We start from the raw sequence: 25,382 nt of genomic DNA on the forward strand, positions 1-25,382 counted from the left end.
TATTGTGAGCGATTTTATATAGCATAGAATGTTTTTGTTGGGGGGGAAATCCCTTAAAAGAGCTCGATATGAACCCGTAAGAGATTGTGCGGGGTAAACTCGTAAGAGAAACGCGGGATAAACCCGCTGCTACCAGAAAAATATTTAAAATTTTTTGAGAAAAAATAAAACAAATTACGTGTCTGTATATTCCTTATAGTTAATATTATTTTTATGGTAGTTAATTTTGCTTGAAACATAAAAAAGCCAAGGAATCGACATGAATAAGAGCGTGTTATTTGTATTGTGTGCATTGCTTACCGCTTGTGGTGGTAGTGACGATAACAAAAAAAATACTGAGCAACCTATACAAAGTTACACTATATCTACCGATGTGAAAGGTGAGGGGCAGCTACAACCTACAAGCCTTGTTTTAAAACAGGGTGAGAGTGGTACATTTGAATTGCAGCCCTCAGAAGGGTACAAAGTTGCTAATGTAGAAGGATGTAATGGTACATATAGTAATAATAATTACACCATTGAAAGCGCAACGCAATCATGCCAAGTTATCGCAACGTTTGACCCTAAAACTATTAATGTGACGCTTGAAAGTGACGCTTATATCTCACTTTATGCAGATAAAAATAAATATGTTTATGGTGATTCTGCAGTCATTAATTATGAATTAAGTCCTGGTTATTTATTAGATGAAATAACAGGTTGTAATGGTGTGTTGAGTAATGAGTTGTATAAAGTAGACACCCTCACAACTGACTGCCAAGTAAAAGCAACGACTCTGCCAACTAGCCAAGTCTTCAATAGTGAAGATGAAGAGCAAATAAATGTAACTGTTTTAAATGATCGGGGAAGCATTCTTCCTTCAAGTAAGGGGATTATTGAGCCCTCAAACCCAGAATTACCGGCCTTAAATAGCACGCTTGAGTTCGAACGTGACTTGCTCGCCGTTGATATTGCAACTGAAGCAGGGCAAACCATCGAGCTGCAAATAACCTATGAAAATACATTACCCGCACAGTTTACCTACCAAAAACTGATAGCACAGCAATGGCAAGCACTGGATCAAGACAATATAACGGTGAGTGATGACCGCCTAACACTTACATTAACCTTAACCGATGGTGGAGCGGGTGATAGCGATGGCGTGATTAATGGGGTGATCAAAGATCCTGGTGGCCCAGCTGTTATAAGAATGCACTCGGTGACAGTTAATCAGTCAATTGGCGGGGCTATAACGCCAGAGAGTCTAGCAGTGGCTCATGGTGATACGGCATTATTTACTATTTCAACTGATGCAGGTTATAGCATTGAAAGTGTAACAGGGTGTAACGGCAATTTAAATGGAACCAGTTATCAAACGGCAGCAATTACACAAAACTGTGAAATATCAGCAGAGTACTCACTTACGTCATTTTTAGTCACTGCTCAAGCGGGCGAAGGCGGGCAAATATCCCCACTTGAGCAGCTGGCTACTTATGGCGATACTGTAACTTTTACCGTTACAGCTGACGAGGGTCATAATATCGAATCAGTTCAAGGCTGTAATGGGTTGCTAACAGGTAATATATATACCACGGGTTTTATTACCGCTGAATGTGAGGTGCGCGCAACATTTGACCCTCAAACAGTATTAGTGACTGCACAGGCAGGCGCGGGTGGCAGTATTTCACCTATGAGCCAAGAGCTTAATATTGGGCAGCAAGCAAGCCTAATAGTGACACCAAATGAAGGCTACAGCATTGCCAATGTTACCGGCTGTAACGGCAGCTTAAATGGCAATACCTTCACCACAGGAGCAGTAACCTCAAACTGTGAGGTGCAAGCCAGTTTTAGTTTAAACAGCTATACAGTAAGCGCCAGTACGGGCGAAGGTGGTGCCATTAGCCCCGCAACACAAACCGTAAACCATGGTAGTAATGCGCAATTCACTGTAACAGCAAACGAAGGCCATAGTATTGACTCTGTCACAGGCTGTAACGGCAGCTTAAATGGCAATACTTACACCACAGGAGCAGTAACCGCAAATTGCCAAGTACAAGCCAGTTTTAGTATTAATAGCTACGCAGTAAGCGCCAGTGCAAGTGAAGGTGGTACGGTTAACCCAGCAACACAAAGTGTAAATCATGGTAGTAATGCACAAATTACTATTACGCCAAACAGTGGCTACAGTATTAATACTGTTACAGGGTGTAATGGTAGCTTAAGTGGTAATACCTACACCACAGGGGCGGTTACAGCCAATTGTAGTGTTATTTCAACATTTACAGATAACAGGCCTGACTATCAAGTCAGTATTTCAACAAGTGTTGGCGGTAGTGTTACAGCAAGTGAAATTCAAGTTAAAGAAGGTGAGCAAGCTAGTTTTGAGATAACTGCAAATGAAGGTTTCTTTATATTTAATGCTGATGGATGTGGTGGGCAATTAGCTGGTAATACATATACAACTGGCCCAATAAATAATGATTGTTCGGTAGCCGTTCAATTTAAAGAAAATACAAGCATTGCTGAAAATACAAAAATAATTTCACTTAACACACCTCAGCCAGATCTAATGGAAGTGGTGTGGTTAATTGAGGGTACAAACCTTACTGAGCAAGATATTGCAAGTGCAACACATCAAATTTACATTTCTGAGCAACCAATAGAAGATGTAACTCAAGTAACTATGGCAAAAGAAGTAAGTGGTGTGTTTACAACACAGTTAGAAAATTTAACAGCTAACACACAATATTATGTAAAAATTAAAACTCAAGTTGGTAGTGCGCAATTACTTTCATTGCAGGAATCGATTTTAACACCTAAACAGTCAGTGATAGAAACAGGTAGCACGCATTCGAGCGCTGAAAAACTGTTATTAGAGCCGACCGCTATTACATCAAACGCAATTACTTATCGCTTAAATGATAACAGTGAGCTACCAAAAGTTGGTGATATTCTATACTCGAATGATTTAGAAAAACTTAGCGAATTTAATTACCTACGCAAGGTTGTATCTACCCAGACAAACAATAATCAAGTAGAAGTAACAACAGAAAATGCGGGTATTTCAGATGTAGTACAAAGCGGCGAGTTTAATAGTAGCTTTACGTTATTTGAGCCCATTACATATGAGCCGCAAAATAGTACTAGCACCAATAATAGTATTCAAACCAACCAAAGAAAGCTCCAAGCAACCCAGTACAAAACCAATACGCAAGTTAAAGGGCAAGAGCTTGAACAGCGGATAATAATGAAAGATGCTGGTTTAATGGTAGTGCAAAAAGTAAATAAAAGTCACTCACCAGAAGTAAAGCAATACATAGAACAAAACGAAAAAATTCGTAGCTTACAACAGCCTCTGTCATTTAAAGACAAGTTATTAACTTTTATTGCGCCTAACCAGGCAGTTCAGGGGCAAACAACTCAAAGCACGCAGGTTAAGCACGGTATTATGATTTCAGGATTGCCAGAGCAGTTGAGTGGTAATTTTGATGATAAGTTTAGCTTTCAGAGTCATATTTTATTAGTTGAGCCTGAAAAATACTCTCTTAATAATATTACATGGTCGTTAACCCATTCAGATGTCGAAGATGATCTCGAAAATTTTGGCGCTAAAATAACAGCTAATTCTGACAAAAACACAGATTGGCCAATTTACTTTGAATGGCAACCTGAAAAATACCATGGCGTTACCAAAGGCAAAGCTTATACGGTATCAATTACGGTAGAAGTACTGGAACTCGACTGTAGTTTTAGTTGCAAAGAAGAAATTAACGTCGAATTTCCAATAGTCATTAATGAAATCACTAATGAGCTTGATGATGGTATTTCCATAAACTTACCAGCAAACCGTATTGGTAAAGTGGGGCAAAACCTGGAGTTAGACTTTTCTGCTGAAATAGCAAAGCAAAGTGATATAGATGATGATATTGCTATTACAGGCTATGAGGTTGTCGAGTTTAAAATTGGAGAGCAAAACTTTGAACTTCCTGAGTTTAAAAATGGTTTTTCTGATTCAAGTAGTAGTGTAAGTGATACGCTCAACTGGTATCCAACATCAGTACAGCATGAAGTATTTACTGAGTTATATGAACAACAAGGAGACATAGTACCGTTTGAGTTAACTGTTGCAGTTACCGCCAAAGACCTTCAATGCTCTCGCACACTTGATAGGTGTGAAGACGATACCGTAGAGGTTACTGTTGATTTATTTATTCAAAAAGATATCAACTTAGGCACTGGCTCCAAGCGAATCATGCTGTATGAAAATAACACTAAAACAGTTCAGTTAGGCTTTGATTACGAACTCGGTTTTGAGCCTCGTTTAGATATGGGCATAGAGCTACAAGGCGGTGAAATTGACAACGCAAGGCTTATGTTAGGAGGAAAGTTAGACTTTGATCTAGAGGCATTTGCCACGTTAGAAGGAAAATTTGAAAAAACCTACAAAACGGGTGATATGTCTAAAAAAGACGAAAGCAATCAGCCTATTTATGATAGAGAACCGCTTTATAAAAAAACCTACTATAAAGTTTACGCTTTAGGCTATGTGCCTGTAGTACAGCAGATTGATTTTGTTATAGATGCAGAAGCAACATTCAGCGCTGATGCGAGCATTGAATTTAAAAATGATTTTAGTTTTAGCAAATTTATTGAAATGGGGCTGGTATATGAAAACGGCCAATGGCGGAGAGTACAAAATGACGGCACAACGCAATCGCTTGAATTCACCACTAAAGTAGCCGCTAATGCTAACCTTAACGTGAAGCTAATCCCTAAGCTCAGCACAAAATTTTATAAAGTAGCAACCGCAGGTCTTGCCTTAGAACCCGCACTCAATACATCTTTAGGGGTCGAAGGTATTTTACAGGTTGATCATAATAGCCAAGAAGGTTTTTATAATTACCGTCTACATGATGCAACCGCGTCATACCATATAGCATTAACAGGCTGGGCTGATTTATCGGTTTGGGGTAAAACTTTGGTTAAATATCCTAAAGATGCAGAGCGTGCTTTAATTTGGGAGTACCCCGCGCAAGGTAATGTTGAACAATTACGTGCTGCCACTTTATTTAGTGTACCGACTATTGAATTAGGAATAGCACAGCACCAGGGGGCAATGGTAACGCTTGAGGCAACAACACAAGCGGGAAGAAGTGTTTTTTCAAGCAATAAAACCAATGAGTTTGTACCACTAAGCAATGCATGGCAAGTCTTTACCTTAAGTAATAATGGGCAAACCACTGCGCCATACCAATTAACTGAACCGCAAGCTGGGCTTACTGATTTTACGGGGCAGCTTGGTAATGTCTACACTATTTACTATGTTGGCCACGACAGTGTAATTGGTAAACTAGCTCGCAATTATCAGTCTATAGAAATTGACTACACGGACGAAGACGCCGATGGTATGCCACTTTACTGGGAACAACAGTATTGTATTAATGGGGCTAGCCCTGATTACCGTGGCGAGGCCGACATAGATAACGATGGTCTAAGTAACCTAGAAGAATTTGCCGCTGGTACGCAACCTAATACCTGCAATGGTTCAAACTCGAGCCAAGACAGTGATGGCGATGGTATGCCCGATGGTTGGGAGGTTAAATTTGGCCTAAACCCATTAGTTGACGATGCACAACAAGATTCAGACGGTGACGGTATTGTTAATATTGATGAATATCAAGCAGGCACAGACCCATCCCCTGTGCGCACTCAAATAACAGCCATTGAAATATTAGGGCAAACAAGTTTAGAGCATGGTGAAAGCGCTCAATTCAGTGCACAAGTTACATACAGTGATAATTCAACAGAGCAAGTGCAAGGGTTATGGCAACTTAATGAAGAATACACAGGTGTAACACTATCGCAAACAGGCTTGCTTACTACGCAAGCCTCAGAGCAAACACGTGTAATAACCCTATCTGTTGAGTTTTTAGGAAATAGTAGTACCTTGGCAGTCACACTAATACCAACGGTATCGCCAATAGATAATGTAGTTGACGGCTTTGACTATCCCCTTGGGAACAGAGGGTTAAATGAGCAACAACAGCCAGTTCCTTTTGCGGAACAAATAACGCAAGAGCTCAATCATGCTTACACTAAAACACAAGTCAATGATAATCACACTCGCACTACAAACAGCTCAACAGGTTGGCGAAATGCACAAGACACAGGGTCGTTCTTAGGTAATTATGGCGGCACATTATTTGGTGGTGTGCACCCAGGTGAAGATTGGAACACCACAAATGATGCTGGCGAACAAGTTTACGCTATCGCAAATGGTAAAGTAACGCACTTGCAGCCAACCTATCAAAGTGGTTATCAAACCGGTGGTTACACCATGATTATTGAGCACACCTTAACAGATGGTAGTAATGTGTATAGTTTATATACCCATATTACGGCACCAGCTCAAACAGATGGAACCTTGAGTGAAAATACCCAAGAATTTAGCGTGCAGATAGGTGATGCTGTTTCTCGTGGGCAGGTAATCGCAAGGCTTGCAAAAGGCATGACTGCACTTTCTCCTCATTTACACTTTGAACTACGTACAATTGCCCCAGGGAGTGACCTATACCCGCATGATAATGGCATAGGTTATTACAGCCACGATAAAGCTAAACATGCGGCAATGACTGCAGAGCAGATTGCGAGTGCTTATACTATTATGAAAAATGATGAAGGGCTGATAGACCCATCAGACTTTATCGACTTTAATCGCAGCGGTGTAACGGGTAAAGTAACGAATATTAGTGCCGAAACAGCGACAGGCGATGTGCTGCAATACGGCCAGCCGTTTACCCTCACTATTGAAGGTGAAAACCTACCACCTACAATAGCGGCAGCCGTGCATGATGCTAACTGTGAAACGATATACGCGGTCACGGCACAAAGCGCCAAGCTTGATTGTACGCCAAACAACAGTGGCGAATTATTTGTATATGTTAAACAACAATCGGGCGGTGTGTATTTACATGGTGCACAAGATTTATGGCTTAGCGTAGCTGCCTCCAATAACAACGTACTCGGTGTTGAGTTTGCCGACACTCACTTTGCCCAATGTGTACAAGCGCATGTGAGTAGCCAACAAGTGACTCGTTTGGCTGACTTAACCACGCTGGATTGCAGTAATAAAGGCATTGCATCGGTTGTTGAGCTGAGCTATATGACAGGGTTAACCAGCTTAAACTTAGCTAATAATAACCTTACAACTATTAACCTTGACGATAATTTAGCATTAAACAGTGCGGATTTACGTGGTAATCAGTTTGATGAGAGTGCTTTATTTTATATTGAAACTATTAATTGGATTACTTATTTAAAATATAAAGATGACCAAATACTGAGTTTGCAGCTCAATCATCAATTTGACGTAACAGAGCAAGGTGAAACTGATATTGCGGAAAATGTTTTATCTGAGAGGGTTTATAATAACTATCTTTATCAAGGGACCAGTAATGGAAAGCTTATAGTAAGTAATTATTCTACCCTCACAACTAAACGCTACTTACTAGAAGATATCGGCTTTGATCGCTTTAATACTCAAGTTGATAACCTTTATAACGACAAAAACCACTTGTATGTTGGAGTCCTTGAAAAATCAACACTAAATGGCTCTGATTATTTTAAGCGCTACGTGATTATTATGGATATCGATGAAAATGGAAAGCTTTTAAAAGTTAAAAATAAAGCGTTAATTCATGAAACAAATTCTATTGAAAATGCAAGGCCAGGATACGGAGTGGTATTTAAGAATGATATATTGGTAACCATATTTAAATCGGACATTATTGTTCTAGATTACAAAGAAGGGCAATTTATAAAACGATATAGAAAGTTTTTTTATGGTGGTTCAAAAAATCTTTGCGCTGTCGAAGACAGGTTGTTTGCAGGTGTTAATGGAAACCTGTCAGAAATAAAAATAAATGAATTTGATATAGAAGTTATAAACTCAGCCGGAAGGGTTAGTGCGCTTGAATGTATAAATAGTTTTATATTTACAGATAACGGAGTTTACAGTCCTGATTTAGAGTTAAAGTATCAATACACTTACCCTAAAAGTGCTGGGTTTTACAGTGTTTTCAATGAGGTACAATTTATAAATATTACTTATCAAAATGGACAGTGCTTTTTAAGAGAGGAGCTAATCGATTCTTTAACTCTTCAGAAGCGTATAAAAAACGTACCGCTAGAGAAAGCAAGCTCTGAATATAACTGTATGAGAAATTCAGGCTACTTTAATAAACTTGGCGATTATTTCTCAGCTCAAAGTAATAGCAGTACCTTATTAAATGATGAGTTAGATAATGTTTATGTATTAGGGGCAAGAGGTGGGCTAAGAAAAATTGGCGGGTTAGATGAAAACACAATATTTGCTCAATTTAATTCATCAATTTTAAGCATTGATACATCGAGTAATGAAATTGCTTTGCTAATTGATTTATCAGATACCATGGATAAGAAGTCTCGGTACTTTCGCTCTGTAGCTTCAAGTGATAATAATCTTATGCTTCAGTACGTTGTTCATAATCACGCATCGACAGTTAAAATTGCTGAATATGATTATACAACTCAAAGAAAACTCAAATCTAGCAGAATACTGCCTTCAGTTAGGTTTGCTGGTGATATCAATTATTGTGGAGAAAACAAAGTTTTTTATACGAGAACCTTAGGGGGTGGGGGGTCCTACAGCTCTGTTATTGTTCTGAATAAAGAAAACACAAGTATTTATAGTGGCTCAAGAAAAACTTTACTATGTATAGGTAATCAAGTTTTTGGATTTAGTTCAGCAGGTACAAACTTTTATTCATACCAGTTTTTTATGACTGAGGATGAAAAGCTTGAGTTAGAAAGAATAAATGAAGGTACCCAGCTAAATAGTTACATACCTATGTTTTATGAGAATAAAATTATTTTAAATCACACTGCTGGGGAGGTGGATTATTTATTAGGTGCCGATGGTAGTATTCGAGAAGCAACTATGGGTATCAACTTCCCATTAGAAATAAAGGCCGACATAATCAGGTATTATGATAAAAACGGTAATGTTGTAGTTGAATACCCTAACCCCAATGGTACGTATCCAACGGAGCCAATAGTTAATAACGATATATTATGGCTTGGCGACTATAACAAAGGGCTCTACATGTTTTCTCTTAGGTAGCCTTATTCTGTTATGGTCTGCATTGCATTGCATACATATGTATTTATGATTTTCCTTTTCATATCAAACTCAGTAAGAAAAGGTTCTTTTGATGGGTAACAATAGTAATGTTATAAAAATGATTTGGTAAGGACACTCTGCCTTTTCTGAGCCGATATGCATTGTTCATCTACTTTCCTTGTAGGTTAAATATTAATCGTAGCAGCGGGTTTACCCCGCGTCATTTATCTTAAAGCGAGAGGTAAACTCTTTAAAAGGACACGGGATAAACCCTTAAAAGGACGCGACGTAAAGTCGCTGCTACGTTTCGGGGGAAACTCGACACGGGATAACCCCTTAAAAGGACGCGACATAAAGTCGCTGCTACGTTTCGGGGTAAACTCGATGCGTGATAAACCCTTAAAAGGACGCGACATAAAGTCGCTGCTACGTTTCGGGGTAAACTCGACGCGGGATAACCCCTTAAAAGGACGCGACATAAAGTCGCTGCTACGTATGGAGGTGGGTCGTTTAATTTTTTGTTGTTTGTTGTTTGATGGTTGGTGCTTTATCGGGCTGCGCGATGAGTGACTCATCAGCAGAGATTGATGAAAATCAGTATGTATATCCTTATAAATGTACACATAAAGGAGAGGTTGAATATCATTCAATCACGGCACGTGAGCCTTTAAGTAAAGCGTTTTTAGCTAAAATGCATTGCATGAGGGCTTTGAGCTAGACCCTAATAGTTGCGTGCCTTTGGAGGCAATACCAGGCGCTAAGAATAAGTAATTCGTCTCAACGATTTAGTAACGCCATTAAGGCAGATAAAAATATTTTAAATTTATGAGAAAAATTTAACTGCTATTCGTGCCTATCATTGTTGTGATTTCTTCGTAGAATTTATTTAGCTATAAATAATAATTATCAAGGAATTACATGAATTTACAGTTTGAATCGCCTAAAGTTAAAGCACCAATTATATTCGCGTTAAGTCTTCTTCTATCTGCATGTGGTGGGGGGGGGCAGCGATGACCCACAAACTACAAAATCTGATGCAGATAAACAGCCAGATAAAGTAGAAGCGTCGCGCTTAGTGTGGGAAAAATTATTACCAACAACAAGCTTTGCTTATTACTCGTCACTGGCACTCAGTGCTGATGAGCAAACAATTTATATAGGCACAGCTAAGAATGTGCGCAATGACCCCGCAGGCAGTGATTTGATGGTAGCTTATAACCGCAATGGCAGTGAAAAGTGGCGTTACACTTTGCCTAATGGTGAAGAAGTGCGTTCAAGCCCTGTTGTACATAATGAAAATATTTATTTCACTGTTGATAAGCGAGTAGGTGAGTTTGAAAAAGCATATCGCGATTTAGTAGCTCTAAATAGTAGCGGCGAGCAAATGTGGCGTCAACGCGTATCAGATTATGCTTTGCAAACGAGCTCTGGTTTAACTAAGGTTACGGCTTATAAAGAGCAGGTGATATATACGGGGTTAGATATCCGCGCTTTTAATGCGCAAACGGGTGAGAGCTTGTTTGAGCGCTTATGTAACTGTGCAGAGCGACAAGACCGATTTGTAAATGGAGCGGTAAATCACAATGGAGAATTGGTATTTTATGATGAAGGCCGCGTACTTAAGCTTGATTTAAATAGTTATGAGTTAGTTGGCGAATTCAAAGATATAGACACCTTTGAAGGTGACTTGGTTTACTCTACTCCAGCTATTGATTCTAACAATAATATTTACTTTGGATCTGATGCTGGAATTTTATACAGCTTTGATGATAATTTGGATCTTCGCTGGCAGTTTGAATTACCAAACCCACAGGTGTTCAATACGCCTCATATTCGTTCATCAGTTGCGATAGATGAGTCACGCGGCAGTATTTATTTTGGTACTAATAATAATGACGATAGTGAAATTTATGCGCTTGAACTCAATTCAAAAGCAATTAAATGGCAAACCAAAATTACAGGTAACGTGAACGTATCACCGGCAGTTGGCGACAATGGTAATATTTATTTCGCTACAGGAAATGATTTAATACATGTTTATACCTCTAATGGTGAACTTGCATGGCAATATGATCTAAAGGCCAGTGTTACTTGGTCATCTCCAGCAATTGATAGTCAAGGTATCTTGTATATTGGCACTATTTCAGAGGGAGACCGTAACGATGTAAATGCAACAGGTAAGCTTGTGGCTATTCAAACCGACAGCATAGGTTTAATGCCTAATACTTGGTCTAAAATTCACCGGGATAATCAAAATAGTGGCGTGGCTAAGTAAACCCCTATTTGTGGTTGTCAGGATGGTTATGTTACTGCCCTGGTTGGGCCTGAAAAAAATGGCTCAATCAGGGTATATAGCAAGGTTCTTTATTGCAAGACTACATTAATCCTATTGCTAGCTTTTCATTTACGATTTTTAGTCTTTCAATGGTACGTGTATAACGAATACTCTTTTCACCTAGGCTTTGACGAAACCCTTCGGCGGCATGCTCAAGATGAATTTTAGCTGGTTGCCACTCTTGTAATTCTATTAGAGTTCGTGCTAAAGCTGTTTGAACTAATGCACTACGGTATGAAATTTCAGGATACAAAGTAAGGGTCTGCTTTAGCGTCTCATTTAAGATTTTTTTGGCTTTTACTTGATTGCCCATTTCAGAGTAAGCTAATCCTAAATTTCTTGCTGAGGTCAGAGTGTTTGTATGCACTTTGCCGTACATTAACGTATTTGATTCAAGTGATTCGTTATAAGCATTAATAGCTTCTTCAAAACGCTTCTGATAACCATAGGCATTGCCTAAGTAGCTATAGCCGTAAGCATAATCTATGTGTTTTTTGCCATAGCGTCCTTCTACCATGGCAATGGCCTGTTTATGTAGTGGTATAGCATTTTTGTACTCACCTAAGCGTGAAAAGTTATTGCCCATTTCGTTAAGAGTTAGTGCTAAGGTCGGGTGATCTTTTGGGTATACTTTGACTTGAACTTTATATATATTTTCAAGCAAAATTTTTGCTGCATTAAAATCTTCATTGGCTGAATAAGCACTTTGTAATGTAAATAAAGCATTTAGGTATTCAGCGGAGTTTTTTACAAAGTGCTGTTCGCTAAATTTTACTGCTAGTTTTGCTTCAGCTAATTGTTCTGCTAGCTTTCCTTGCTCTTGGAATATGGCGGTGCGTTTGTTTTTTATTTCAATGACTGCTGTGTAAAGTTTATGCTCAATAGCTAATTGCTCGGCTATTTGCAATTTAGCAAGTGCCTGCTCATATTGATCGCTGTAAAAAAGAATATTGGCAAGGCTATTAAAGTATTGAACTGAGCTTTTCGCAGTGAGGCGTTCTTTCGCTACTGAGTCTAGTGCTTGCTGGGCTAATTCTATCTCCGATTTTTGGATGTAAATTTGTGCTTTAATAAGTGCTTGTTCAGTATTGAAAGCTGTATTGTTATTTAACTCGAGCAGTTCAAGTGCGCTCGTATATTCACCAACACCTCTGAGCGCTTTTGCTAAAAATAATGCGATTTTGGGCTGTGATTGCAGTAAATCATCTTCATTACTAAGGCGCTGTTTGGCGCCGAGTAGTAAGTCTTGTGCACTGATCTGATGTCCATCGTATGCGGCTGGATCTGCAGACTCAAATACATCAATCAAAAAACTTGCTACGTATTCAGTGGTCTCTCTTTCTTGTTTTAAATGTATATTTTTTTGCCATAATGCATTGGTAAATAAGAGCGATGCAACACAAAAGCTTATACCAAGTACGGCGGTAAGTGGGTTACGTTGAATAAACTTTTTACATCGATATAGATGATTCTTGTTGAGACTAACAGGCTCTACATTTAAATATCGTTTAATATCGGTGCTAAGTTCAAGTGCACTAGCGTAACGAGTCGCCTGTGGAGCTGATGAGTGTTCAATAATGCTTTGTAGCTCATAGCAGCTTTCCTTTAAGGTATTTGCTAATATTTTTCCTAAACTATATACATCACTTTGGGTCGTAAGAGCTTGGCCTGCAAGTTGTTCTGGGCTGGCATATTCTTGACTTAAAGCCTTGATATATTCATTAACAACGAAGTCAGTTTGCTCATTATTTATCGTACGAGCAACACCAAAATCAACGAGTTTTGGCTCACCTTGTTTGTTAACAAGTATATTGGATGGTTTTAAATCTGCATGGATTACACGGTTCTGGTGAGCATAGCTGACGGCATCACACACTTTACAGAATAAAAGTAGTCGCTGTTTAGTATTTAAGTTTTGCTCTTGGCAATAACTTAAAAAGGTCGTACCTTCTATGTATTCCATTACCATATACATGCCAAACTCACATTCGCCAGCATCCAGTACGCCTGCTATATTTGGATGGTTTAGCTTTGCTAGATATTGCGCTTCACGGGTTAGGTTTTGCGGGCCATGCAATACAGTAATGGTGGGGTAGACGATTTTTATTGCAACTTTTTGCTCAAACTTCCCGTCATTTCGGCGAGCTAAATAAACAACGCCCATACCTCCAGAGCCTATTAATGCCTCTAATGTGAAGTGGCTAATGTGCTTACCTATTAAACTTTCTATTTTTTTATTTTCATTTAAAAGTTCTGTTGAATGGCTTATTGATTGATGAAACTGTGTTTGTTGTAAGTTTTTATTGTGAGCTAAGATAAGTTGTTTGGTTTCGTTGAGCATGTCATTACTTATATTTTTTATACCATCCAGCCCTTCCATTAAGTTGTTTGGGTGCTCTTTAAGTAAGTATTCAAATAGACTAAGCGAGTCGCTAAATTTCATTATTCTTCTTCTTTTATTTGTTAATATTCTATGTGCATTCTTAAAAACGCTTTAGCAGCATCTAATTCGCGATAAATAGTAGCAAGTGAGACCTTGAATTGTTTAGCTAGCACTTTAGTATCTAGGCCCAAAAAGTAATGTTGAGAGAATATTTGAGCTTTTTGCGGATGATTTTTTTCTAGATGATTTAGGGCGCTATCTAATGCTAAAAAATCCTCTTGGTGTTTTAGTTGATCGTTTTGTTGCTGGATTTTTTCTGCGTTAGGAGTGCGTTTGAGAGTTTGAAACTTGCGAATTTCATCGCGTAAAATATTACGGATAAATACACTTAAATAAGTATTAAATTGTGTTTGGTGATTAATGCTTTGTTGTGGCGGGATTAATTCAATAAGTGACTGATGTAGTAGCGATCCAGTATGCGGTAAGTGCTGCAATACATAGGTTGAATCGATTTCATTACGGTAACCTTCTAAATGTACATGACAAACTTGTTTCAGGTGGTAGTAAAGCCGAGCTTTAAGTTCATCAGCACTTTGCGGGCAACCATTTTGCCAGCCATTGATTAGATCTTCTAATGATGCCTGCATCGATCTTCCTTATTTCGATATTTCAATTAATAAGGTACATTTGCGGGACTTTAATTACAAGTGTTAACTTAATGTTCGTTAATCAATTCTCTCAGCTGTGAGGGAGTCGTCCCAGTCCAGCGTTTAAATGCGCGGCGAAAGTTAGTTAAGTCGCTAAAGTTAAGTTCGCCTGCTAGGGTTTCGTTACTTTGCGCTAAAGTGGCGATATTAAACACCGCGGTTTGGCGATTGATACAATCTTGCAAGGCGCTAAAACGAGTATGATGTTGTTTTAGTTTTCGCTTAAAAGTGGCGGGGCTCATAGCGAAATGCTGGGCAACTGTTTCGAGGTTTTGTTGTGGTTGAGCGCCAATATGATTGCGCACTAATTGCAGCCAAGGCGCAGCGGGTAAAGGGTGCTGCTTTATGGTTGCTAATGATTGCTGCAGCAGGCTCGGACAGCTATCTATTAAGTGTTTGTTATAAAGTTCATCACTAATACTGACCATAAATAATTGTTGTGAAAACTTGCAGTTGGCTTGTAGGTTAGTTTGATATTGCTCTATGTGTGAGGGCTGCGCATAGGGAAACGAAAAACATAAATCACTGTTATTACCTATTCGCCATTTACATGTTGCAGCGATAAAACTGGCAAATAATTCGCAGCAAAATTGTTCTACGGCTGCATTTATTGCTCCGAAGCTGAGGTTGATAATGAAGTAATGTCGGCCTTGATGGTATTTATGTTCGGCATTAAATAAGTTAAAGCCATGCAAAGGAGTGCGTGTGAGTAGTTTTTGCAGTGTGCGTAAACTTTCTGCTTGAGAAAATGCGCTATATAACGGATTGTGATTAAGTAGTTTTCGCCCTAGTAAAAAACTGAGTTGGTGTTGATTATCAAATTGACGACAGTTTTCTTGTAATCGATAAAATTGCTCAACACTGATCGAAGCCGTTCCAGCTGCAAAATCTTGATAAAATAATCGAGTTCCTTTGAGTAACTTATCAGGGTGTACCCCTCGGTGTTTGGCTAAATCAACTAATTGCGCTGCCCATGACTGTAAACCTTGATAAGGAGAGTCGATATAACTGCTGTTACTAAGGCTTGCACTCACGCAGTATGTCCATGTAAGTTTTTGTTCGTTAGTAATTTTTGATGCAATTGACTGAGTAAACCAGAGGTCGAATCACGGTGCGTTGCGGCTACTAAACTGGTGTGTACTTTTTGTTTGTAGCTCACTGCTTTGTCGCTGCTATTAAACGAAAACGCTTCTAAAGCACTGACTAACGATACGCTTAGCTGCTCTGCGACAGCGAGTTCGGTATTGGGCAACATGACAATAAAGCAATCACTGGCGTAACGGCAGACTAAATCTTGTTCACGTACATTCAAGGTGATCACTTGAGCAAACTCTTGTAACAGCTTATCGCCTTCTGCATCACCAAATTGACGATTAAACCGATCAAACTGAGCAATATCTAACATCAGTAATGAAAATCCATGCAGGCTATGGTGGAGCAAATTTAGCTCGCGGCTGATCTGGCTTTTCATATAATCGGCGCTAGCTAGTCCGCTGATAGCATCACTGAGTTGATGCTCTCGATAAAAGCGCTCGCGATTACGTAATTGTTGATTAATGGTCATTTGCTCTTGGTGCCAATGATACAAAGCCATGGTCATTAAAATCATCCCAAATGGTGCAGGAATGGATTCAATAGTACTGAGCCATGCTTGTTCATTGCTGTAATATACAAATTCATCAATAAAATCGAGGGTCATCGATAGATTCATAATCGCAAGGCCTGAGAATAATAAGTTAGTTACTCGTCCCTTTGGCCTACTTAATAGAATAAAAAAGATCCACAGCAGGGTCATGGCAGTAATACCGCCTTCGCCACCTACATCAAACCAATCGATCTGGCTATGGCCTTTATAGTGACCGTAGCTAAGTGTCAGGGTTAATACGCTGGTTAACATCACCACTAAGATAAGCAGTAATGAGCGATGTAATTTTAAAAACGATAAATTCATTGTCAGCTCAATAGGTATATTTGATAGGCAGAATAAGCAAACAGCTTAAACACCACTAGGGTCAGATTAGCTCACAGTGATGACATATTTTTTACGTTGGCAACTTTTCAAACGGATTATTGTTGATTTTTGAATTAAAAAACCATAAAAACAGGGGGTCAAATCAGCTCATTTTGCCGTATTTAACTACTTAAAATGCCCTTACAATGGCTAATTATCAAGGACGTAACGGGTACTGACATATTTCTTTCATGATTGCCCCTTAGGGTGTTGCTGCGAGCCAAGCATGGCCAAGTAAACAATCAAAATCATTAGCAGCAACCAAGAGAACAATTATGAACCCTTTTATCAAATCGAGTATTGCATTAGCGTGTTGTGGTATTTTATATGCGACCCCAGCCTTAGCGGATGGTCGTGTGCAAGGTCGCATCACTGATGCCAGCCAAAGTGTGTATTTTGGCGGCGCGAAAGTATCGGTTAAAGAGTTAAACTTAAATACGGTAAGTAACCGCGATGGTTCTTTTTCATTTAATAAGTTGCCAGCGGGTGATTACACCCTAGTGGTTGATTACATTGGTGCCCCCTCGGTAGAACAAAAAATTACGGTGGTTGATTCACAAGTTTTTACACAACAAATTATAATTGGTGAGCAACAAGAAGCCATCGACAATATCATTGTTTATGGCCAAAGTGCTGGCCAAGCAGGCGCAATTAACCGCCAAAAAAACGCAACTAATTTAAAATCGGTAGTCAGTGCAGACTCGATTGGCCAGTTCCCTGATCAAAACGCAGCAGAAGCATTACAGCGTTTACCGGGTATTTTTATCGCTCGCGACCAAGGTGAAGGGCGATTTGTTGGTATTCGCGGTATTGATCCAAATTTAAACAACGTTACGGTTAATGGCTTAAATGTGCCGTCGCCTGAGGCCGGTGTTCGCTCTGTGGCGATGGATGTATTGCCAAGTGAACTAATTCAAAGTTTAGAAGTAAGTAAAACTGTTACCCCAGACATGGATGCCAGTGCTATTGGTGGCTCTATCGAAGTAAAAAGCTTAAGTGCCTTTGATAAAGCAGGTGAAAGCTATAGTTTTACTGCACAGGGCTCATATAACGAATTAGAGTCAAAAACTAGCCCGAAGCTTTCAGGTAGTTACACTAATGTTTATGAGCTTGATGGTGGTCTTGATCTAGGTGTAGCAACAGCTATTTCGTGGTTTAAGCGTGATTTTGGTTCACGTAATATGGAGACCGACGGTGGTTGGAGTGAATTTGATGTTGAAGATGCAGCAACTGGCGACAAGGTCTCATTATTTGGCGCTGAAGAAATTGAGCAACGCCAGTATCAAATTACCCGTGAGCGTTTAGGTGCAGCACTTAATTTAGATTTACACAGCGGCGCCACTGATAAATATTATTTACGCACACTATATAGTGACTTTTCTGATGATGAGTATCGCCAACGTAATGAGTATAAGTTTAGCGATGGCAAACTATTAGATAGCAACGAGAGCGGTGCAAACTTTAGTGGTGCAGAAATGGACCGCGATACCAAAGACCGTTATGAAGAACAAAGTATTCTTTCACTGGTGCTTGGTGGTGAAAATCAATTAGATAATTGGTTTGTTGAATATAATGTTGGTTATTCTAAATCAGAAGAAAAAGAGCCAAACCGCTTAGATGTGACCTTCGCTGGTAAAGATATTGATATGGGCTACATTGCGCGCGTTGATACTCCATTATTAAGCCAATCGACTAATGCCCACGATTTAAGCCTGTTTGAGATGGATAAAATTGAAGCGGCCAATAACCTTAGTGAAGACGAAGAGCTTAGCTTTAAACTCGACTTCAGCCGTGATTTTGTGTGGCAAAATAATAATGGTGAATTTAAGTTTGGTTTCAAACATCAAAATCGCGAAAAGCGTAATGATGTAAAGGTTGCTATTTATGATGGCGACTTTTTAGATGCTCTTGGTAGCGACTTTGTCGCGCCTGCACCTGACTTTGATTTGGGAAGTTTTGGACCGGGCCTTGATCGCGGCGCGATTCAAGCCTTTGTGAGAAAAAATAAAGAGGCGTTTGCTTTCAATAGTAATGAGTCACAAGTTGAATCTGATGGTCAAAGTTATGTAAGTAATGAAGATATTACCGCCGCTTATGCGATGGTTAGCATGGATATTGATAAGTTACATGTTGTCGCGGGCGTGCGTTATGAAGGTACTAGGTTTGAAACGCAAGGTAACCAAGTTGACTTAGTAGTCGATAAAGTAAGTGATACAGAAACTGTTACCACAACGCCTTGGCAAGTAAGTAAAGATTATGACTACTTTTTACCAAGCTTAAATTTACGCTATAACATCAGCGATAAACTAGTGACCCGTTTTGCTTACACCAATACTATCGCGCGGCCAACCTTTGGCGATTCGGCCGCTTACCAATTAATTGAAACTGAAACAGTTGAAGATGAAGGCGTAATGGTTACAGAGCGTAAAGCTGAAGTCGGTAATCCAGCTCTCGACCCTTATGAATCAATGAACTTAGACGCATCAATCGAATATTACCCAGGTTCCATTGGGGTGTTATCTGCTGGTGTTTTCTATAAAGACATCGACAACTTTATTATTCAACAAGAAGTACAAGATAACGGTGATTGGGATGGTTTTGACGAAGTAGTGCAAATGGTTAATGGCGGTAAAGCGTCATTAACGGGGATCGAGCTAAACTGGAACAAAACCTTTAAATCAGGATTTGTGCTTGGTGCAAACGGAACCTTTATTGATGCGGATGAAAAATTACCAAATCAAGCAGACACAGTGGCAAATATCATTGTGGGCTTTGAAAATCATGCTATTAGCACTCGTTTAAGCGCATCATATAAGAGTGAGAGTTTCCAGTTTGATGATGCTGATATGGCGGTTTATGAAGATAGCCACATGCAATTGGATTTCAGCAGTAAATATTACTTAAACGATAATATGAACGTGTATTTCAATGCCACCAACCTAACAGATGAACCAATGTACTTGTACCACGGCGAAAAACGTTACAACTACCAGTACGAATCTTACGGTCGTACATTTGAGCTAGGTTTTACGTTTTCTTCTTTGTAAGGTGAACATATGAGCCTGCTTAACAGTAGGCTCATTGTTGAGGGTATTATGATTAATAAAACTATTTTGTATATTGCACTAACCGCATGTTTAGCAACGGTTGGTTGCACAGCTCAAAGTAACAAACAAAGCAGTACTGACGTCGCAAGTACCAGTAAAAAAGCCTCCGACAAGATTGAGTTTTTAGCTTTTGGTGATGGTGGTTATCATGTTGACTATCCAAAAACTAAACACATAACCAACCCTAAAAACAAGCAACAGTTTATAGCCGCAGAGCTTGCTGATTGGTTAGAAGATTATCGCCCTCGCGATGAATTTGACCATGCACCAATATATATTTATCCAGGCACTGAGATTGCTACAGAGCAAGGGGGCGCTCAGGCTGTGGGGATCGCAATGGCAAAATTGTGTGAAACAAAAGCGTGCCAATTTGCTATTCAGCTCGGTGATAACGTATACCCTGATGGTGCCGATGCTAATGATGGTAAAGACGACCAAAAACGTTTACACGACTTAGTGTATGCGCCGCTTGAGCCATTATTTAAAGCTGAGCCTAATTTAGTGGTGTATTCCGCATTAGGTAATCATGATTGGAAAAGCTCGCGCAAAGGCGTAGCGGTACAAACGCAATGGATGGCAGAGCAAGCGAACTTTCACCTAGACGAAAAAGGCTACTATAGCTACAAAATAGGTGAGCCGGGTAACGATGTAGAGTTTTTTGTACTCGATACCAATATGTTACTGGCAGGGCAAAGTTATTATGATGTGCCGCTAAACCCAGATGGCAGCGAAGCAGATGAGCAACAATCAATACGTGATGGCCGCGCAGATCTTGAAGTACACGACCCCCATGAAGGGCCACAAAATGATGAAGACCTAGCTCAGCTTATATGGCTTGAACAAGGCATTGCAAACTCGACTGCTAAATGGAAACTGGTTTATGGGCATCATATTTTATGGTCAATTGGGGGCACTAAATATAGTGAAGGCCACGTACTGCGTAAATTACTAATGCCAACTCTTTGCAAATATGCAGATGGTTATATTGCCGGCCACGAGCATGACTTAGAGTTACTAACCGATGATTGCTCAAAGTTTGATACCGGTAATAGCGTTGGCAAATTGCCGCTGATCATTTCTGGCGCTGCGTCTAAAATGCGTGGTAAACATACCCCGTTTGCACAGTTTCAAGAACGCCAATATCCTGAATATGATTTGCTTTGGTCAAAAAGCTTTGTATGGGGGTTTAGTCATATCAGTTTGGATAATCAAGCCAATAAGCTTGATGTGAGCTTTTATACCACGCCACGAGATTTAACGGGCAGTATTATTGATGAAGGTAGTTTTAGTTTTTCTAAACGCACTCGATAAACTTATATTTTGCATAAAAACCAGTGTAACTACGCTGGTTTTTTGTTGTTTTAATGTGTAAAACTGTGCATTTTTATTGCATATTTGTACATTTATTTACGGTTACGTAAATATTTGTAAGTTGAGGTAATGCTTTGTAAATCATGGAATTATTGCTTTTGTTAATGGTCAAATTTAAACTATTAACAATAAGGAATTGATTACATGCGTGGCCCGTTATTTAAAACTGCACTAACAACCTCTTTACTTGCAACCCTTACTGCGTGCTCTGGCGATGACTCAAGCTCGAGTAAAAGTGGTTATATCCAATTATACAATGGCTCTTATAATAGCCCGTACACCCGTTTATTTATCGAAGATGCTGAGCGCTCAGGCACTGATTTTGGTGGCGTTACCACTCGTCATAATTACAGTACTAATAACTATGATGTGAGCTTTAAGTACCTTGATGCAAACGACAGCTATATAACGATCAGTGAAAAAGCAGTTTCGGTAAAAGACGACATGACCCAATTATGGGTGATGAATGGCGATTTTTCAGAGCCAACATTCAGTGAGTTAAGTGTACCAACCGGCAGTGATGAAGGGGCTATTAATTTAGGCTTCTTTAATATTGCCGGAGAAGACATTAGTTTTGATGTGTATTTAGCAAATGATGATGGCTTATTTGAAACCGCTGAGTTAATTGCATCACCACGGTATTTAAACGAACTGGCACTGCAAAGCTTTGATGAAGGATATTACACACTGTATTTAACTCAAAGCGGCAGTACTGATGTGCTATTTGAGTCTGCTTCGATTTACCTAAATGATGATGCCAGTTATGTTGCGATGATCAGATCAAGTTACGCCACTGAAGAACATGGTATTACGCTAGATCTCGTTACTTCAAGCAATACCGTAACCACGCTCAAACATCAAAATGCCCAAGGGCAATTGCGTTTTATCAATACTATTGATGATTACCCGCAAACTAGCTTTAGTGCAACGCGGGGGAGCGCAAGCAGCACTTCGCAAGTAACCGCTAATGACAGCTACTCAAACTACATTGAGCTTGCTCCAAACAGTTACAGTATTGCTATGTTAGATGAGCAAGGAAATGCAATTGTTGATAACTTTTTACTAACCCTTGAGCGCGAGCAAAGTAATGTTGGTGTTTTTTATAAAGATAAAGATTACGGCCCGCGAATGATGACAGTAAAAGAAACCTTAACGCCAAGTAGCTACAGTCATAAGGTGACAGTCGTTAACTTAATTGATAGTTACGCGGGGCAAAATATTACTGACGTTGATGTGGTATTTACCCTCAATGGTGAAACCGTAGATGATGCTAAAAATATTATTGATGGCATCGATCAGTATGATCAAGAAGATCAGGTTGTCGATAATGAAATTTACACCACTTATGTGCTTTATGAAGATAATGGCCAGCAAATTGTACTCATGCAACAAGGCGATATGGACTTTAGCCAAGAAGGTAACTACATATTAATTCTTGAGCATGATGAAACAACCAGCACTGGCTATAAAATGACGCTAGAGCGAACGGTTACTGATTCGGTAGAGTAATCTTACTTTAATTTCAGCCTCGTAATAGCGAGGCTGAGATTTTTGGGTATATTTTCAATACACTTTACGTTATAAGGGAATATTAAAAGCAGTCAAGGATTGAAAAATGGACGATGTTTTAGGGCTCATAGTCATTTTATCGTTAGTTGTAGTCGCAGGCTCTATTGCCGGTTTTATTGCTTTAACGCAAATAAGTACGTTAAAGCAAGATATTGCGATGTTAAAAAAACAACTGCGTGGAGTCATGGTAGACAATACCGGGCAGCATCAAGTGTCGCTAGACATTGCTGCTAATATAACTGAGCCGCAAGTAGATCATCCGTTTACGCTAGAACAATCATCCCAAGCTGAGGCAACTTTACATCAGCAACCATCGGTAAAAAAATACGTAAACACCGCACCGAGTATAATAACAACTTCTCGCCCGAAACAAGCTTCTCCCTCAGTTATTGATATTTTCTTTAGTAAATTAAAAACACAGTTCCAAGAAAATTGGATGACCTGGATTGGCGGCGTCGCGCTGGCCTTTGGTGGTATATTTTTAGCAAAATACAGTCTTGATGCCGGCTTATTATCACCAAGCTTACGACTCACCTTAGGGGGCTTATTTGGTGTCGCATTAATTGCCGGTGCCGAGTATTTACATAGAAAAGGTATTGTCTTCGAAGGCTTTAATAATTACGTGCCTGCAGCACTTGCAGGTGGCGGGTTTATTAGCTGCTTTGCATTAACGTTATTAGCTTATTCAAGCTATGCCATGTTAAGCCCAACCGTGGCGTTTGTGATGCTGGCAGTAATTGCACTGGCCGCAAGCTCTATGGCGCTGAGTTTAGGGCCTTTATTGGCCGTGCTTGGCATAGTTGGCGCTTACAGCGTGCCGATTTGGGTTAATACTGGCAGTGGTAATTTAGCTGCTTTACTGATGTACATTGGCTTTATCACTTTTGCTGCGGTATTAGTGGCGCAAAAGGTAAAACGTAATTGGCTGTGGTATTTACTATGGGCTGGGCATATTGGCTGGTATTGGGTGGCACTGAGTGTAATCAATACGCAGCAATATTGGATTGTTGGTGGTTTTGCACTGCTCTCTATTATTGGTTTAATTGCCATAGCTCGATTAGGTTTAACTTTGCGTTTATTAGAATATCGCCCACATAGTTTACAGCGATTATTAAAATTACAGCCGGATCATCCGTTATTGTTAGCGATAGTAATTCCTTTATTGCTGGCGATAATGACAGAGGCGGTGAGCTTACAATGGCAAATAGTGATGGTGTGTTTAATCGTCATGCTGTTATTTTTAGTGCTGCAAAATAGTCGTTGGGATCTTTGGCAAGGTGTGGCGTTAGTGGTTGCGATGTTATTAGTCTTTAGCCAACAACGTTATAGTGTCGATAGCAATGATCATTTGTTTGTATTTAGGGAAATGTATGGCGTAGGGTTATTACTTGCGGTTGGGCTTTGTCTATACGGGCTTTATTTTGGCGCGCGTTACTATAAACGTTTAACGTTTCATTTAGTGGCTGCGTTTAGTGTGTTTACCTTGATTGCAACGCTCTATACCATAATACCCGAGCAAGGCTTAGGCGTTGCGTATCCGCTATGGACTGTATTTTTGCTAGTTACGAGTGGTGTATTAATTAAACGCGCACAAACAGCTCACACTCAATGGCAGCAGTTTAGTTATTGGGTTGGCGCTAATGCTAATATAACTCTTTGTTTAACTATGTTATTAGCCGATAGCGGGTTAACCCTCGCACTGGCTGCTCAAGTGTTGGTTATTAGCTATCTGGTGAAACGCCATGATGTGCCTATGCCGCATTGGCCTATTAAAGTGCTGGTGGCTGTGGTGCTGGCAAGGCTAACCTTTGCACCGTGGACGGCACATTATTTTGATCTAACCATATTTTCAATGCATTGGAGCGCAATTGTGTATCCATCAGCGGTTGGGTTATTTTGGTTTGCCGCAAAACAGTGGCAACAAACAGATATGAAAATTTGGCTCGAAGGGGCTGCATTACATTGCTTAGCATTATTTATCACCACCGAGACCAGCTATCAACTAGTCGGGCATTATCCACAGCTTACTTCTTTAAGCTTTTATGAGCAGGTATTACTCAGTTGTAATTGGTTAGCACTTGGCTGCGTTTATTTGCATCGGTCACGCAGCGCAGGGCAACTGGGTAAACTTTATCGCATTGCAGGGCTTGCACTTGCGGGACTCGCTGGCTTGTTGTTGATAAGTACAGCATTATATGAAAATCCACTATTTATACGCCTTTACGTTGGTGAAATGCCATTATTTAATTGGCTGTTATTAACCTGGCTCGTACCAAGTATTCTTACACTGTGGTTGGCTAAATTAGTTAAACCACTTAATGCTAAGTTTAGTCAAATAGTTCTGGGTGCATCAGGCTTATTAGCAGTGTTAGCTATCAACACATTGATCCGCCAATATTGGCAAGGCGGGTTCATTTATCTTGATAAAGCGACCAGTGACGCCGAGCTATACAGCTATTCGATCATTTGGTTATTACTTGGCGCGTTGGTGGTCATTACCGGGCATTTAAAACAACAGTTGCTACTACAAAAAGTCGGCTTAGGCATTCTCGGCGCGGTTATCGTGAAGGTATTCTTAATTGATATGGCAAGCCTGACGGGCTTGCTCAAAGCTGTATCATTTATTGGTTTAGGCCTGTCGCTCGTTGGCCTAAGCTGGCTGTTTCAAAAGCTCAGGAGTAAAGCACCAGCGGGGTAATTTAACTCAAGCAGTACACCCAATAAGATTGTTGGGTGTACTTAGTTATGTTGTTTAACGCC

At 39.8% G+C, this 25,382-nt stretch carries 10 protein-coding genes; 6 read left to right on the forward strand and 4 right to left on the reverse strand.

Features of this window, described 5'->3' with window-relative positions; translation table 11 throughout:
- Positions 1-259 precede the first annotated feature (259 nt).
- Positions 260-9,139 (forward strand): InlB B-repeat-containing protein, encoded by an 8,880-nt coding sequence (locus tag H5182_RS05695; RefSeq protein ID WP_182759683.1) that lies wholly within the window; start codon positions 260-262, stop codon positions 9,137-9,139.
- A 994-nt stretch (positions 9,140-10,133) separates the two neighbouring features.
- Positions 10,134-11,414 (forward strand): PQQ-binding-like beta-propeller repeat protein, encoded by a 1,281-nt coding sequence (locus H5182_RS05700; protein WP_182759684.1) that lies wholly within the window; start codon positions 10,134-10,136, stop codon positions 11,412-11,414.
- A gap of 100 nt (positions 11,415-11,514) precedes the next feature.
- On the opposite strand, the gene H5182_RS05705 is transcribed toward H5182_RS05700, so the two are convergent.
- The 4 genes from H5182_RS05705 to H5182_RS05720 all read right to left on the reverse strand — a co-directional run bounded on the left by H5182_RS05705 (position 11,515) and on the right by H5182_RS05720 (position 16,515).
- Positions 11,515-13,917, reverse strand: a complete 2,403-nt coding sequence (locus H5182_RS05705; protein WP_182759686.1) for a serine/threonine-protein kinase — start codon at positions 13,915-13,917, stop codon at positions 11,515-11,517.
- Positions 13,918-13,937: 20 nt separating this feature from the next.
- Positions 13,938-14,504, reverse strand: a complete 567-nt coding sequence (locus H5182_RS05710) for a sigma-70 family RNA polymerase sigma factor (RefSeq protein WP_182759687.1) — start codon at positions 14,502-14,504, stop codon at positions 13,938-13,940.
- Positions 14,505-14,572: 68 nt separating this feature from the next.
- Positions 14,573-15,598, reverse strand: coding sequence for an AraC family transcriptional regulator (locus tag H5182_RS22525; protein ID WP_182735500.1), 1,026 nt, complete (start codon positions 15,596-15,598; stop codon positions 14,573-14,575).
- Positions 15,595-16,515, reverse strand: a complete 921-nt coding sequence (locus tag H5182_RS05720) for a GGDEF domain-containing protein (protein ID WP_182731521.1) — start codon at positions 16,513-16,515, stop codon at positions 15,595-15,597. Before H5182_RS05720 ends, H5182_RS22525 begins: the two co-directional genes overlap by 4 nt.
- A gap of 335 nt (positions 16,516-16,850) precedes the next feature.
- Here H5182_RS05720 and H5182_RS05725 point away from each other — a divergent pair, with 335 nt between their 5' ends.
- From H5182_RS05725 to H5182_RS05740, 4 genes are all read left to right on the forward strand, one after another.
- Complete coding sequence (locus H5182_RS05725; protein ID WP_182759688.1) at positions 16,851-19,622, forward strand: TonB-dependent receptor; 2,772 nt, start codon at positions 16,851-16,853, stop codon at positions 19,620-19,622.
- Between the two features lie 48 nt (positions 19,623-19,670).
- On the forward strand, positions 19,671-20,993 hold the full coding sequence (locus tag H5182_RS05730) for a metallophosphoesterase (protein ID WP_182759726.1): 1,323 nt from the start codon (positions 19,671-19,673) through the stop codon (positions 20,991-20,993).
- 204 nt (positions 20,994-21,197) lie between these two features.
- On the forward strand, positions 21,198-22,562 hold the full coding sequence (locus tag H5182_RS05735) for a hypothetical protein (protein WP_145235315.1): 1,365 nt from the start codon (positions 21,198-21,200) through the stop codon (positions 22,560-22,562).
- A 106-nt stretch (positions 22,563-22,668) separates the two neighbouring features.
- Positions 22,669-25,320: a DUF2339 domain-containing protein gene (locus H5182_RS05740; protein WP_182759690.1), complete on the forward strand. Its 2,652-nt coding sequence runs from the start codon at positions 22,669-22,671 to the stop codon at positions 25,318-25,320.
- Positions 25,321-25,382: the final 62 nt, after the last annotated feature.

Source organism: Pseudoalteromonas sp. SG44-17 (assembly GCF_014164235.1).
Classification (GTDB): domain Bacteria; phylum Pseudomonadota; class Gammaproteobacteria; order Enterobacterales; family Alteromonadaceae; genus Pseudoalteromonas; species Pseudoalteromonas rhizosphaerae.